14 protein-coding genes are annotated in these 13,057 nt (G+C 70.0%); 11 read left to right on the top strand and 3 right to left on the bottom strand.

Annotation, left to right across the window (positions count from 1 at the left end; genetic code table 11):
- Positions 1–51: 51 nt before the first annotated feature.
- From RLT59_RS05715 to RLT59_RS05680, 8 genes are all read left to right on the top strand, one after another.
- The gene (locus RLT59_RS05715) at positions 52–303 is read left to right on the top strand and encodes a YkoF family thiamine-binding protein (RefSeq protein WP_078617694.1); all 252 of its coding nucleotides are present in this window, start codon (positions 52–54) and stop codon (positions 301–303) included.
- Entirely contained in the window at positions 300–677 is a 378-nt protein-coding gene (locus RLT59_RS05710; protein WP_311302371.1) for a helix-turn-helix domain-containing protein, read from the top strand. The genes RLT59_RS05715 and RLT59_RS05710 overlap by 4 nt, the downstream gene beginning before the upstream one ends.
- A 177-nt stretch (positions 678–854) precedes the next feature.
- Positions 855–1,364: a 2-oxo-4-hydroxy-4-carboxy-5-ureidoimidazoline decarboxylase gene (gene uraD, locus RLT59_RS05705; RefSeq protein ID WP_311302370.1), complete on the top strand. Its 510-nt coding sequence runs from the start codon at positions 855–857 to the stop codon at positions 1,362–1,364.
- Positions 1,365–1,391: 27 nt separating this feature from the next.
- On the top strand, positions 1,392–1,784 hold the full coding sequence (gene uraH, locus RLT59_RS05700; protein ID WP_311302369.1) for a hydroxyisourate hydrolase: 393 nt from the start codon (positions 1,392–1,394) through the stop codon (positions 1,782–1,784).
- A 7-nt stretch (positions 1,785–1,791) separates the two neighbouring features.
- Positions 1,792–2,724, top strand: a complete 933-nt coding sequence (gene pucL / locus RLT59_RS05695; RefSeq protein WP_311302368.1) for a factor-independent urate hydroxylase — start codon at positions 1,792–1,794, stop codon at positions 2,722–2,724.
- A 67-nt stretch (positions 2,725–2,791) separates the two neighbouring features.
- Entirely contained in the window at positions 2,792–4,189 is a 1,398-nt protein-coding gene (locus RLT59_RS05690) for a nucleobase:cation symporter-2 family protein (protein ID WP_311302367.1), read from the top strand.
- Positions 4,190–4,231: 42 nt separating this feature from the next.
- A complete protein-coding gene (locus RLT59_RS05685) occupies positions 4,232–5,629 on the top strand; it encodes an 8-oxoguanine deaminase (protein ID WP_311302366.1) in 1,398 nt (465 codons plus the stop codon).
- Positions 5,630–5,910: 281 nt separating this feature from the next.
- Positions 5,911–7,302 (top strand): nucleobase:cation symporter-2 family protein, encoded by a 1,392-nt coding sequence (locus RLT59_RS05680; RefSeq protein WP_311307622.1) that lies wholly within the window; start codon positions 5,911–5,913, stop codon positions 7,300–7,302.
- 79 nt (positions 7,303–7,381) lie between these two features.
- Here RLT59_RS05680 and RLT59_RS05675 read toward each other — a convergent pair whose 3' ends face one another.
- The 3 genes from RLT59_RS05675 to RLT59_RS05665 form a co-directional block, all read right to left on the bottom strand.
- Positions 7,382–8,242, bottom strand: coding sequence for a chitosanase (locus tag RLT59_RS05675; RefSeq protein WP_311302365.1), 861 nt, complete (start codon positions 8,240–8,242; stop codon positions 7,382–7,384).
- Positions 8,243–8,394: 152 nt separating this feature from the next.
- Positions 8,395–9,237, bottom strand: coding sequence for a chitosanase (locus RLT59_RS05670; protein ID WP_311302364.1), 843 nt, complete (start codon positions 9,235–9,237; stop codon positions 8,395–8,397).
- A gap of 89 nt (positions 9,238–9,326) precedes the next feature.
- The gene (locus RLT59_RS05665; RefSeq protein ID WP_311302363.1) at positions 9,327–9,932 is read right to left on the bottom strand and encodes a TIGR03086 family metal-binding protein; all 606 of its coding nucleotides are present in this window, start codon (positions 9,930–9,932) and stop codon (positions 9,327–9,329) included.
- A gap of 172 nt (positions 9,933–10,104) precedes the next feature.
- Between RLT59_RS05665 and RLT59_RS05660 the strand changes: the two genes are divergently transcribed.
- From RLT59_RS05660 to RLT59_RS05650, 3 genes are all read left to right on the top strand, one after another.
- Positions 10,105–11,100, top strand: a complete 996-nt coding sequence (locus RLT59_RS05660; protein ID WP_311302362.1) for a fibronectin type III domain-containing protein — start codon at positions 10,105–10,107, stop codon at positions 11,098–11,100.
- Positions 11,101–11,189: 89 nt separating this feature from the next.
- On the top strand, positions 11,190–11,444 hold the full coding sequence (locus tag RLT59_RS05655; RefSeq protein ID WP_311302361.1) for a hypothetical protein: 255 nt from the start codon (positions 11,190–11,192) through the stop codon (positions 11,442–11,444).
- A complete protein-coding gene (locus RLT59_RS05650; protein WP_311302360.1) occupies positions 11,441–13,027 on the top strand; it encodes a YfcC family protein in 1,587 nt (528 codons plus the stop codon). Before RLT59_RS05655 ends, RLT59_RS05650 begins: the two co-directional genes overlap by 4 nt.
- Positions 13,028–13,057 lie beyond the last annotated feature (30 nt).

Below are 13,057 nucleotides of genomic sequence, written 5' to 3'. Positions count from 1 at the left end.
GCCCGAGCTGCGGGGGTTCCCCGCCGCGGCGACCCGCACCATGGAGGCACCGTGCGCTTGAGAGTGGAGTTCACCACCGAGCCCTTCGATCTCGACGAGGCGCCGGCGCACGCCGTCGTCGCCCGCGAGATCGTCCAGTCGGCCGATCTGGACGCCGTGGACGTCGGCCCCTTCGGCAATACGGCCGAGGGCGGCGCCGACGAGGTGCTCACCGCGGTGGACTCCCTCCTGCGCAAGGCCCTGGCATCGGGTGCCACCCGGGTCTCCCTTCAGGTCAACGTGATCGGAGAGGACTCCAAGTGACCGAGCCCGCGGACCACCCCCTCGTCGCCGCGGTCAAACCGCTCGTCGACGCCATGGGCGCCGAGCTGCTCGGTCCGGAGGAGGCGCTCTCCGACGACGTCGTGCTGGCCTGGGAAGGCCTGGACGTCATCGCGGTCCGGCTGCCGCAGCTCTCGGACTCGCTGGATCACATTCTCGCCGCCATGGAGCGCCGCCACGGGATGCCGCTCGCGGAGCTGGACCGCAGGGCCAAGCAGGAGGCCGTCCGGACTCTGGAGGCACGCGGTGCCTTCTCCGTGCGGCACGGTGTGGAGACGGTGGCGGGGGCGCTGGGGGTCTCCAGGTTCACCGTCTACAACTACCTGAACAGGGATATCGGCCCAAAGAGCGAGTAGTTGGGTCCGCGGCCGGTTTGGGTCCGCACAGTGTCACGGAAGGCCGTCGTCCGGATCATCGGGCGACGGCCTTTTACATGAACGTAATTTCAACAAAGTGTTGACGTGGTGTTGTGGAGGGCGTTAGCTATCCGCAGCCCGACCGACGCACAGCGAAAAACAGCCACGGAGGCTCCCGTGACTTCGAGCTCCACACCGGGCCTGGCCCGGTTCAACACCCTGGCGGACCGCGAGGCGGCCGCAGTACTGCACGAGGTCTGTGCCAGTGCGGCCTGGGGGAGAGCGATCCTCTCCGGGCGCCCCTACACCACGGCCGAAGCCCTGTTCCGCGCGAGCGACACCGCCACGGCGGCCCTCGACGCGCAGGACCTGGCAGAGGCCATGGCCGGCCACCCGCCGATCGGCCGCCCGAAGCCCGGGGACCCGACCTCCTCCCGCGAACAGCGGGGGATGGCCGGCGCCACCGAGGAGCTCAAGACCGAAATGCTCGAACTCAACCTGGCCTACCAGGAGCGGTTCGGACACGTCTTCCTGATCTGCGCCACCGGGGCCACCGGTGAGCAGATGCGCGACGCGCTGAAGACCCGGTCCGGAAACTCGCCCGAGGAGGAGCGCGGACATGTGCGCACCGAACTGGGCAAGATCAACCGCATCAGGCTGACCCGTCTCGTCACGGAAGACGCGTAAGACTCGCAACGAAGGAGAGTGAAGGTCTTGAGCACCTTCGCCACCGCATCGGTGTCCACCCACATCCTGGACACCAGCATCGGCCGCCCCGCCGCGGACGTCGCCATCTCGCTCGCGGCCCGCACCGGCAGCGACGCGCGGTGGGTGGCACTCGGCGGCTCCGCGACCGATGCGGACGGGCGCTGCAAGGACCTGCCGGCCCTGCCGGAGGGCACCACCCACGTACGGCTCGACTTCGAGACCGAGCCGTACTTCGCCAGCAAGAAGCAAGCCGAGGCGCAGCAGGACGCCCCCCGCGTAAGGGACAGCGGTGCGTTCTTCCCCGAGGTGGCGATCACTTTCGCCGTCACTCCGGGCGAGCACTATCACGTACCGCTGCTGCTCAACCCGTTCGGCTACTCCGTATACCGAGGGAGCTAGCAGACACATGCCCACGATTCTCGGCCAGAACCAGTACGGCAAAGCGGAGAACCGCGTCGTCAAGATCACGCGGGACGGCGACACCCACCACATCAAGGACCTGAACGTCTCGGTCGCCCTCTCCGGCGACATGGACGACGTCCACTACTCCGGCTCCAACGCGAACGTCCTGCCGACCGACACCACCAAGAACACGGTGTACGCGTTCGCCAAGGAGCACGGCATCGAATCCGCCGAGCAGTTCGGCATCCACCTCGCCCGGCACTTCGTGTCGTCGCAGGAGCCGATCCACACCGCCCGGATCCGGATCGAGGAGTACTCCTGGGAGCGCATCGAGACCTCCGGGGGGAACTCCCGGTTCATCGGCGCCGACGAGGTCAAGCACTCCTTCGTGCGCAAGGGCCAGGAGACCCGCACCTCCCAGATCACCTACGACGGTGAGAAGTGGGAGGTCATCTCCGGCCTCAAGGAACTCACGGTCATGAACTCGACCAACTCCGAGTTCTGGGGCTACGTCAAGGACAAGTACACGACGCTCAAGGAGGCGTACGACCGGGTCCTGGCCACCGACGTGTCCGCCAGGTGGCGGTACAACTGGACCAGCGACGAAGCGCGCATGCCGAACTGGGAGAAGTCGTACGAGCAGGCGCGCAAGCACATGCTCGAAGCCTTCGCGGAGACGTACTCGCTCTCCCTCCAGCAGACCCTGTACCAGATGGGCTCGCGCATCATCAACAGCCGCAGCGAGATCGACGAGATCCGGTTCTCGCTGCCGAACAACCACCACTTCCTGGTGGATCTGGAGCCGTTCGGACTGAAGAACGATACCGCCGACGGAGCAGTCTACTTCGCGGCCGACCGTCCGTACGGGCTCATCGAAGCCACCGTGCTGCGGGACGGCGTCGAGCCGCAGATCCCGGTCGACATGACCAACCTCTGACGCGGCGCCGCGCCGGTCCCCGTCCGTCCACAGCGGACGGGGAACGGCCGGGCCGGAGGGAACTCCCATGGTACAGCCTGCACTTGGGCCCGAAGCAGCGATAGGCCCGTGTTCCACCCAGCCGGACGGCCCAATCCATCCGGTGGACGAAAAGCTTGCCCCGTCGCGGCTCCTGCCCGCCGCGCTCCAGCATATCGCCGCCATGTACGCGGGTGTCGTCACCCCTCCGCTCATCATCGGACAGGCCGTCGGCCTCGACACGGCGGGACTGACCCGGCTGATCGCGGCCAGCCTCCTCATCGCCGGCTGCGCCACCATCCTGCAGACCCTCGGCATCGGAGGCTTCGCCGGCAACCGGCTGCCGTTCGTCAACGCGGCCTCCTCCGCCGGGATCGCGCCGATGCTCGCCATCGCGGAGACCAGCGCGCCGGGCCGCCAACTCCCGGCGATCTACGGCGCGGTGCTCGTCGCAGGTGTGTTCTGCCTGCTCGTCGGTCCGTTCTTCGGAAGACTGCTCCGGTTCTTCCCGCCGCTCGTCACCGGCGTCGTCATCACGCTCATCGGCGTCACCCTGATGCCGGTACCGGTCTCCTGGGCGCAGGGCGGCGACAAGACCGCCGCCGACTTCGGCGCGATGAAGTACCTCGCGCTGGCCGCCTTCACGCTGGCGGTCATCTTGGCCGTCCAGCGGTTCGGCCGTGGCTTCCTCAAGCAAGTGGCCTTGCTGATGGGGCTGTTGATCGGTACCTTGGCCGCCATCCCGTTCGGCCTGGCGGATTTCTCCGCCCTGCGTTCCGCTCCGCTCGCCGCGCTGCCCACCCCCTTCGCCTTCGGCGCACCGGAGTTCCAGCCCGCCGCGATCCTCTCCCTCTGCATCGTGATGCTCGTCCTGATGACCGAGTCGTCCGCCGGAATGCTGGCCCTCGGCGAGATCTGCGACCGGCCCGCCGACGGCCGGACCATCACCCGAGGACTGCGCACCGACGGCATCGCCACCCTCGTCGGACCGGTCTTCGGCGGCTTCCCGACGAGCGCATTCGCCCAGAACGTCGGCGTGGTCTCCCTCACGAAGGTACGGAGCCGGTACGTCGTCGCGACCGCCGGCGGCGCCCTGCTGATCCTCGGCGTCTTCCCGGTGCTCGGCGCGGTCGTCTCGCTCGTCCCGATGCCCGTGCTCGGCGGCGCCGGCATCGTCCTGTTCGGCTCGATCGCGGTGAGCGGCATCCGTACGCTCTCCGAGGCCGGGCTCGACGACAGCTCCAACATCATCCTGGTCGCCGTGGCGCTCGGCGCGGGCATCATCCCGCTCGCCGCGCCCGGCTTCTACGCGGGATTCCCGTCCTGGGCGCAGACCGTCCTGGGCTCCGGCATCAGCGCCGGGGCACTCGTCGCGGTCCTGCTCAATCTCTTCTTCCACCATCTCGGCACCCACAGCCGCTCGGCCGTGGCACTCAAATCCTCCTAGGGTCCTGCCGTGCCCACATCGCTGATGAGAGAAGGAAGCACCATGGCAGCACAGGCAGCGACCGAGCGCGTGGAACGCATCGTCATCGAGAACTGTTCGATCGCCACCGTCGACGCCGACGACACCGAGTACGCCTCGGGCCATGTCGTCGTCGCCGGCAACCGCATCGAGTCGGTCGGCGCCGGCCGGGCACCGGAGGGCCTGGAGAACGTCGTACGCCGGATCGACGGCACCGGCCATCTCGTCACACCCGGCCTGATCAACACGCACCACCACTTCTACCAGTGGATCACCCGCGGCCTGGCGACCGACCACAACCTCTTCGAGTGGCTGGTCGCGTTGTACCCGACCTGGGCGCGCATCGACGAGCCGATGGCCCGCGCCGCGGCGCAGGGCTCGCTCGCCATGCTGGCCCGCGGCGGTGTCACCACCGCGATGGACCACCACTACGTGTACCCGGAGGGTTCCGGCGACCTGTCCGGCGCGATCATCGGCGCCGCCCGCGAGACGGGCCTGCGGTTCACCCTCGCGCGCGGCTCCATGGACCGCAGCGAGAAGGACGGCGGGCTGCCGCCGGACTTCGCCGTGGAGACCCTCGAAGGCGCGCTCGCCGCCACCGAGGCCACCATCGACGCGCACCACGACGCCTCCTTCGACGCGATGACCCGGATCGCCGTCGCACCCTGCTCCCCGTTCTCCGTCTCCACCGAACTGATGCGGCAGGGCGCCGAGTTGGCCCGCCGTCGCGGAGTGCGGCTGCACACCCACGGCTCGGAGACCGTGGAGGAGGAGAAGTTCTGCCACGAGCTGTTCGGCATGGGCCCGACCGACTACTTCGAGTCGACCGGCTGGCTCGGTGAAGACGTGTGGATGGCGCACTGCGTCCACATGAACGACTCCGACATCGCCGCCTTCGCCCGCACCGGCACCGGCGTCGCGCACTGCCCGTCCTCCAACGCCCGGCTCGCCGCGGGCATCGCCCGAGTCCCGGATATGCTCGCCGCCGGCGTCCCGGTCGGCCTCGGCGTCGACGGCACCGCGTCCAACGAGTCCGGCGAACTCCACACCGAACTGCGCAACGCCCTCCTCATCAACCGCCTCGGCCCGCACCGCGAACGCGCCCTGAACGCCCGTCAGGCGCTGCGCCTGGGTACGTACGGCGGCGCCCAGGTCCTCGGCCGTGCCGACCAGATCGGCTCCCTGGAGCCCGGCAAGCTCGCGGACCTGGTCCTGTGGAAGCTGGACACCATCGCCCACGCCTCCATCGCCGACCCGGTGACCGCCCTGGTGTTCGGCGCCGCGGCCCCCGTCACGCTCTCGCTCGTCGACGGCAAGCCGGTCGTCGAGGGCAACCACCTGACCACCGTGGACGAGGACACCATCGCCCGCGCCACCCGCGACGAGGCCCGCCGCCTCGCCCAGATCGCCGCCGGAGCCTGACGCCCGGCCCCCTCCGACCGGCCGGCCGAGGGGGACGGCCCTCGACCGGCCGCCGTGGACCCGAGCGGGGCCCACGGCAACCGGTACGGGAGGCGCGTACCCACATACGTACGCGCCCCCGTACCGCTGAACCCAAGCTGCCCGCACCAGCTGCACGACCTGCACCAACGCTCCACCTCCCTGATACCCACGTCGCCGCAGACGTGTACCCGACCGGAGGAACCGCCGTGGCAGCTACGCCCAGGTTTCGCAATGACGCAGACGCAGCATCCGACGCCGGCATATCGGAGCCGGCCCAGTCCGGCAGCACTCATCCGGTCGACGAGACCCTTCCCCCACTGAAGATGTTCACCAGCGGCCTCCAGCACGTGGCCGCGATGTACGCGGGTGTGGTGGCCCCGCCCATGGTGGTGGGCCCCGCCGTGGGGCTCACCCCGAAGGAGACCGCCTTCCTGGTGGCGGCGAGCCTGTTCACCGCGGGCATCGCCACCCTCCTGCAGACCCTCGGCTTCTGGCGCATCGGCGCGCGGCTGCCGTTCGTCAACGGCGTCTCGTTCGCCGGGGTCACACCCATGGTGGCGATCGGCAAGGACCGGGGGCACGAAGGGATCGCCGTCATCTTCGGCGCGATCATCGTCGCCAGCCTCCTCGGCTTCGTCCTCGCGCCCTACTTCTGCAAACTGGTCCGCTTCTTCCCGCCCGTCGTCACCGGCACGGTCATCACCCTGATCGGTGTCTCCCTACTGCCCGTCGCCTTCAACTGGTCCCAGGGCGGCAACGCCACGGCCGACGACTACGGCTCCACCACCAACATCGTCATGGCGGCGGTCACCCTGGTGATCGTCCTCGCGCTGAGGAAGCTGCTCCGCGGCTTCCTCCAGCAGATCGCGATCCTGCTCGGACTCATCGCCGGCACCCTCATCGCGATCCCGGTCGGCATCACCGACTTCGGTGCCATCAAGGACGCCGACGTCGTCGGCTTCCCCACCCCGTTCCACTTCGGGGCGCCGCAGTTCGAGATCGCCGCGATCGTCTCGATGTGCATCGTCATGCTGGTCTGCATGACCGAGTCGACCGCGGACATGCTGGCCCTCGGCAAGATCGTCGACCGCCCGGCCGATGAGCGGACCATCGAGGGCGGTCTGCGCGCCGATACCCTGGGCAGTGCCGTCAGCCCGCTGTTCAACGGCTTCATGTGCAGCGCCTTCGCCCAGAACATCGGGCTCGTCGCGATGACCAAGGTCCGCAGCCGCTTCGTGGTGGCCGTGGGCGGTGGCATCCTGATCGTGCTCGGACTGGTCCCGGTGGCCGCGTCCGTCATCGCGCTCGTACCGCTGCCGGTGCTCGGCGGAGCCGGCATCGTGCTCTTCGGCTCTGTCGCCGCGAGCGGCATCCAGACCCTGGCGACCGCCGCTCTGGAAAAGGGCGAGAACGCGCTGATCGTGGCCGCGGCCGTCGGCATAGGCCTGATCCCGATCGCCGCGCCGGACTTCTACCACGCGTTCCCCAAGGACCTGCTCGTCGTGCTGGACTCCGGGATATCCACCGGATGCGTCGTGGCGATCGTCCTCAACCTGGCCTTCAACCACCTCGGCCGCAAGCCGGACGAGGCGGAGGATGCCGAGACGGTGACCGAGGAGCTGGCCAACGCGGCTCCGGTGAACGTGCACTGACGTACCGTCACAGCGCTGTGGCGCGTACGGCCCCGCCCGCGAGGGGGAGCCGTACGCGCCACAGCCGTGCCCGGAACCGTCAGCCGATGTGGAAGCTGTCGCCGTACACCTTCCAGTCGAGCGGCGGGTCCAGGTTCAGATTGCCGTTCTTCAGGAAGACCCGCTGGGCGGTGTCCACCCGGCTGGTGTCCGAGTGGGCCTCCTCCTGCTGCATGGCCCAGACGCGCGCGTCCAGGAAGGCGTTGAGGTAGCCGACCTCGTCGCCGCCCTGGGCCGGCGGCTTCGCCTTCGCGAGGGCGCGCTTGCGGATGCTGCTGAAGCTCGTGCTGTCGCCGCCGTCGCCGTGCATGACGATGGCGTCGTAGTAGGCGAACTGGCCGAGCGTGCCCAGTCCGTCGCTCTTGCTCCGGCTGACCGCCGGATCGAAGTACACCCGGTCGCGCTCGTCGTTCTGCGCCTGCTGGAACGCGGGATCCTCCGCCGCCGTCTCCCAGGCCAGGGTGAAGCCCGGGTCGAGCCCGTCGTGCGAGTCGGTGCCGTCCACCTCGCGCAGGGCCGGGAGGTACTCCGCGAGCGGGTTGCCCGGCTCGCGCTGGGTGTACAGCTCCACCAGGTCCAGCATGTCGCCGGTGCCGGAGCAGAAGCCGATGATGCCCGCGGTGTAGCCGCGGCCGTCGTCGATGTCCTCGATGTAGCGGTACTGGGACTTCCAGTCCAGCGAGGAGTTCTCCGCGCTGGAGACCAGCTGCATGGCGATGTCCTTCTTCGCCGGATCGTCCAGCCCGGTCGCGGCGGCCTCCTGGTGGTGAACGGCCGGCGGTGCGGGGGTGCCGGCGAATGCGGTGGCGGGAACAGTCGTGAGTGTCAGCCCGAGCGCGACGAGCGCGACGCGCAGCGTACGGGTGTTGAGACGTGCGGTGCGCTTGTGGGGAGCGTTCACCAGTCCTCCAAGGGAGTTCGTCGTTCCGACTCTTTTGTTAGGAAGCTTTCCTATCAGAGTCGAACGAGTGTCGTACACCCCTGTGACGCATACGAGTTGGGCGCGTCCCGGAAATCGGTCCGTGGGCCGCTCGGGCCCGGGGATCCGGCCGGCTACGGGCCGTCGATCCGGTAGCTGTCGCCGTACACCTTCCAGTCGAGCGGCGGATCCAGGCTCAGATTGCCCTTCCTCAGGAACACCCGCTGGGCCGTCTCGACCCGGCTGGTGTCGGTGTGCGAGGGCTCCTCCTCGCGCATCGCCGCGACCCGGACGTCCAGGAACGCGTCGAGATACGTCCTCTCGTCGCCGCCCCGCGCGGGCGGACGCGCCTCGGTGAGCGCGCGGCGGCGCATGGTGCGGAAGCCCACCGTGCCCTCCGCGTCGCCGGAACCGTGCATCACGTAGGCGTCGTAGTAGATGAACTGGCCCAGCGTGCCGAGCCCGTCCGCCTTGGCCTGCGCGACCGAGGGGCCGAAGTACGACGCGTCCCGTTCGGCGTCCTGCGCAGAGCGGAAGGCGGCGTCACCGGCCGCGTCCGCCCAGGCCTCGGTGAACCGGCGGCCGAGCCCGGCGTGCGAGTCGCTGCCCTCGACCTTCCGCAGCGCCGGCCCGAACCGCTCCAGCGGATTCCCGGGCCGGGCCTTCGCGTACCGCTCGACGACCCGGCGCATGTCGCCGGTGGCGGAACAGAAGCCGATGATGCCCGCGGTGTAGCCCCGGCCGTCGCCGATGTCCTCGATGTACTTGTACCGGGACTTCCAGTCCAGGGTGGAGTTCTCCGCGCTGGAGACCAGTCGCATGGCGATGTCCTTCTTCGCCGGATCGTCCAGTCCGGCCGCCGAGGACCCCTTGCCGTACGCGGCGCCCGGACCGGCCCCGGAGCAGCCGGAGAGCACGGCCGCGGCCAGGGCGAGGACGGCGGCCGGTGCGATCAGGGAACGTGTGCTGAGCTTCACCGCTCCAGACTGCCAGGTCGGGGGAGCGATACGTCCCGTTCGCGGCGTTCATCAGCTGGTCAGGTGACCGTGTCCCCGGGGCCGCGGTGTCAGCCGCCCGGCTGCCAGTCGGGGTGCCGGCCGCTGCGGGCGACGGCCCGGTCCAGCAGTGGTGCGTCCTGCGGCACCGGGACCGGCGGGCCGAAGGGCGAACCGGCCGGCGGGCTGTCGCCCAGCTCTGCCAGCAGCGCCAGCGTGGAGTCCGGATGCGCCTTCTCCGCCCGGAACGGCTGCCCGGTCGACCTCGCCAGATCCCAGCCGTGCAACACCAGCTCGTTGTGCGCGACCATGCCCGCGGTCCCGCCCGGCAGGTCCACGCTGCCCGCCCGGGTCATGCCCTGCCAGGCGTCCGGGGAGCGCCAGGCGGTGACCATCTCGTCCAGTGCCCGGGGCAGCGTGCCGCGCCAGTCGTCCGCGAGCACCATCTCCTCCACCGAGGGCGCCGTGTCGGTCGTCGGCCCCAGCTCCTTGTGCGCGGCATCGCGGAAGGCCACGGCGAGCCCGCCGATGTGGGCGAGCGGGGCGCTCACGGTGACGCCTGGGCAGGGGGTCGGTGCCGACAGCCGGGTGTCGTCCACCGCGTCGAGCCGTCCGGCGATCTGCCGGGCCGCCGGTGCCAGGTCCTGCGGGGGAGCGGTCTTCGTCTCGTTGTCCATACAGTGCAGACTCCCCGGGCGCCCCGAACTCATCGCCCGGTGACGCGCCGGAGGGGCGGGAGCGCGGTGCACACCGGCACATTGCGGAAGGTTCCGCTCCGTCCCCTTGTCGGGGACCCCCACACCGTGCGATACAGGTCTGGACCATTGCTGCCGGACGGAAGGCAAGACCGTGCAACGCCCCCACGCAACCGCCGCGTTGGCCTGCTCAGCCGCCCTGCTCCTCGCCACCCTCACCGCCTGCGGCTCCGACGCGGAGGCCGACACCAGCAGCCCCACGGCGCCGCACGGGGTGACGGTGCAGGCCGGCAGCGCCACCTCGGCACACGTGATGTGGGAGGCGGCCACCGACGACGAGGCCGTCACCGCGTACGAGATCTACCGCAAGGACGAGAAGGCCGAGGCGGTCAAGAAGGTCAAGACCGTTCCGGCCGCCAGGGTGATGATCGACATCGACGGGCTGACGGCCTCGACCGCCTACAGCTTCACCGTCCGCGCCCGCGACGCCGCCGGAAACCTCTCCGCGCCGAGCGCCGCCGCTACCGTCACCACCCCGGAGCAGAGCCCGGCCGACCACGAGGCCCCCACCCGGCCGGTGCGACTGCGCGGCAAGGCCGACGGCAGCCGGGCGGCGACGCTGTCCTGGGGCGGCTCCACGGACGACATCGGGGTCACCTCGTACGACATCTACCAGGAGGGCTCGCGCATCCACACCGTGCCCGGCACCCGGACCACCGTGCGCCTGACCGGGCTGCGGCCCGGCACGGTCTACACCTTCACCGTCCGCGCCCGGGACGCCGCCGACACCTCGTCCAAGGACAGCGACTCCTTCGACCTCACCACCGCGTCCGCCCCCGGCGCGCCCGCCTCCACCGCTCCCACGGACCTGCGGATCACCAACACCGCCCAGGGCAAGGAGTACGCCGTCGACCTGGACTGGAAGCAGCCGAGGACCGGCGGCGAGATCCCCGCCTACCAGCTCTACCTGGACGGCCGGCTGACCACCACGATCGTCTGGGGAGGCAAACCGCCCGCAGGTCGGGCGAGCTACCGGCTGACCGTCAGCGACCCGCGCGGTACCCGCTACGCGATGAAGATCCGCGCCAAGCTCCCGGACGGCAAATGGGGGGACTTCTCCGCCTCGCGGACGGTGGTACTGGGCGGCTGACCGGCCCTCAGGCGTGCGAGTGGCCGCCCCATATGATCCATTTGACCCCAGAACCTCATTGACGGACTCCGCGAGGAACAGGGGATGCGATGGACCTGGGCTCCCGCGTCGACACGCTGATGGACGGGCTCACCGCGGACCCGGAGCGGCTGACGGCCATCCCGTCCGCCGCGTTCCCCGGCTCCTCCGCCGAACCCGTACGGCGCGCCGAGCCGAACCCGCGATTCCACCCGGAGCGGGACGCCGAGGAGGCGCTGGGGCTGCTCGTCACCCACTTGGAGGCACCGCGCCCGTCCGGAATCCCGCTCACCGTCACCCCGCACCGTGACGGGAGCGCCGCGTGAGCACGCTCGACACCGGAACCCCGACGGAGGAGAAGCCGCCGGAGGGGCGGAAGTTCGTCTTCCCCAGCGCCCTGACCGTGCTGGTCGTCGTCACGCTCGCCGTCTGGGCGCTGGCCTTCCTGATCCCGTCCGGCGCGTACGACCGCACCAAGGACGGTGCGCCGATCCAGGGCACGTACCACCGCGTCCCCTCCGGCCGGAGCGTCGTCGACCGGCTGAACGACCTCTTCCTCTCCCCGGTCAACGGCCTGTACGGGGTGCAGGACGCCAGAACCGGGCAGGTCGGCCCGGACCTGGCCGGCGAACTGTACGGCAGCGCCGGTGTGTTCCTCTTCGTCATCGCGATCGGCGCCTTCATCACCGTCGTCTTCGCCACCGGCGCGCTCGACCTGGGTATCGGCCGCCTCGCCCACCGGCTGCGCGAGCGCGGCGCACTGCTCATCGCGGGCGTGATGCTGGTCTTCTCGCTGCTCGGCACGGTCGAGGGCTTCGCGGAGGAGACCCTCGGCTTCTACGGGCTGATCGTCCCGCTGATGCTCGCCCTCGGCTACGACCGGATGGTCGCCACCGGCACGATCATCCTCGGCGCGGGCGTCGGCGTGCTCTGCTCCACGGTCAACCCGTTCGCCACCGGGGTCGCCTCCGCGGCCGCCGACATCTCGCTGGGCGACGGGATCGTGCTGCGCGCGGTGATGTGGGTCGTCCTGACGGCGGTGACGATCGGCTACGTGATCCGGTACGCCAACCGTGTGCGCAAGGACCCGGACCGCTCGCTCTCCGGCTTCCTGCCCGGCGACCGCGAACACGCGGCGGCGGACACGGACGAACCGCCCGAACTCACCCCGCTGCACCGCCTGGTCCTGGTCCTGGTCGGGCTGACCTTCGCCTTCATGATCTTCTCCGTGGTCCCCTGGTCCAGCGCCCTCACCGGCGAAGCGGACGCCACCCCGTACGACTTCGAGCTCGGCTGGTCCTTCCCGCAGCTCGCCGCGCTCTTCCTGGTCGCGGCCGTTCTCGTCGGCGTCGTCGCCCGGTTCGGGGAGCAGAGGATCAGCGCGACGGTCGTCCAGGGCGCCGCCGACTTCATCTCGCCCGCACTGGTCATCGTGCTGGCCCGCGGGGTCACGGTCATCATGAACAACTCCCGCATCACCGACACCGTCCTGCACTCCATCGAGGGCCTGGTCTCCGGCACCTCCTCCGCGGTGTTCGCGGTCGTCGTGTTCGTCGTCAACCTGCCGCTGGCCTTCCTCATCCCGTCCACCTCGGGGCACGCGACCCTGGCCATGCCGATCCTGGCCCCGCTGGCCGACTTCGCGGGCGTCTCGCGTGCCGTCGTCGTCACGGCCTGGCAGGCGGCCAGCGGCTGGATGAACCTGTGGGTGCCCACGACGGCGGTGACGATCGGCGGGGTGGCGCTGGCCAAGGTGGGGTACGACAGGTACCTCCGCTTCGTCTGGCCGCTGCTCGCCGTGCTGGCGGTGCTGATCTGCGCGTTCGTGGCGCTGGGCGCGGTAGGGACGTCATACACGGTCCACACCCATTGGTCTGTACCTATTGACGTGGTGGTCCAGACCACTTAGTTTCCCCTGTGCTCCATGGAACGAAGGACA

Origin of the sequence: Streptomyces sp. ITFR-6, assembly GCF_031844725.1 — a bacterium.
Lineage (GTDB): Bacteria > Actinomycetota > Actinomycetes > Streptomycetales > Streptomycetaceae > Streptomyces.
The sequence above is the reverse complement of the archived record's forward strand: the minus strand, read 5'-3'. Positions and strand labels throughout refer to the sequence as shown.

Coding starts and splice junctions, on each gene's coding strand:
- pucL (WP_311302368.1), top strand. CDS start 1,792: ATGCCCACGATTCTCGGCCAGAACCAGTACGGCAAAGCGGAGAACCGC.
- RLT59_RS05690 (WP_311302367.1), top strand. CDS start 2,792: ATGGTACAGCCTGCACTTGGGCCCGAAGCAGCGATAGGCCCGTGTTCC.
- RLT59_RS05685 (WP_311302366.1), top strand. CDS start 4,232: ATGGCAGCACAGGCAGCGACCGAGCGCGTGGAACGCATCGTCATCGAG.
- RLT59_RS05665 (WP_311302363.1), bottom strand. CDS start 9,932: ATGGACAACGAGACGAAGACCGCTCCCCCGCAGGACCTGGCACCGGCG.
- RLT59_RS05655 (WP_311302361.1), top strand. CDS start 11,190: ATGGACCTGGGCTCCCGCGTCGACACGCTGATGGACGGGCTCACCGCG.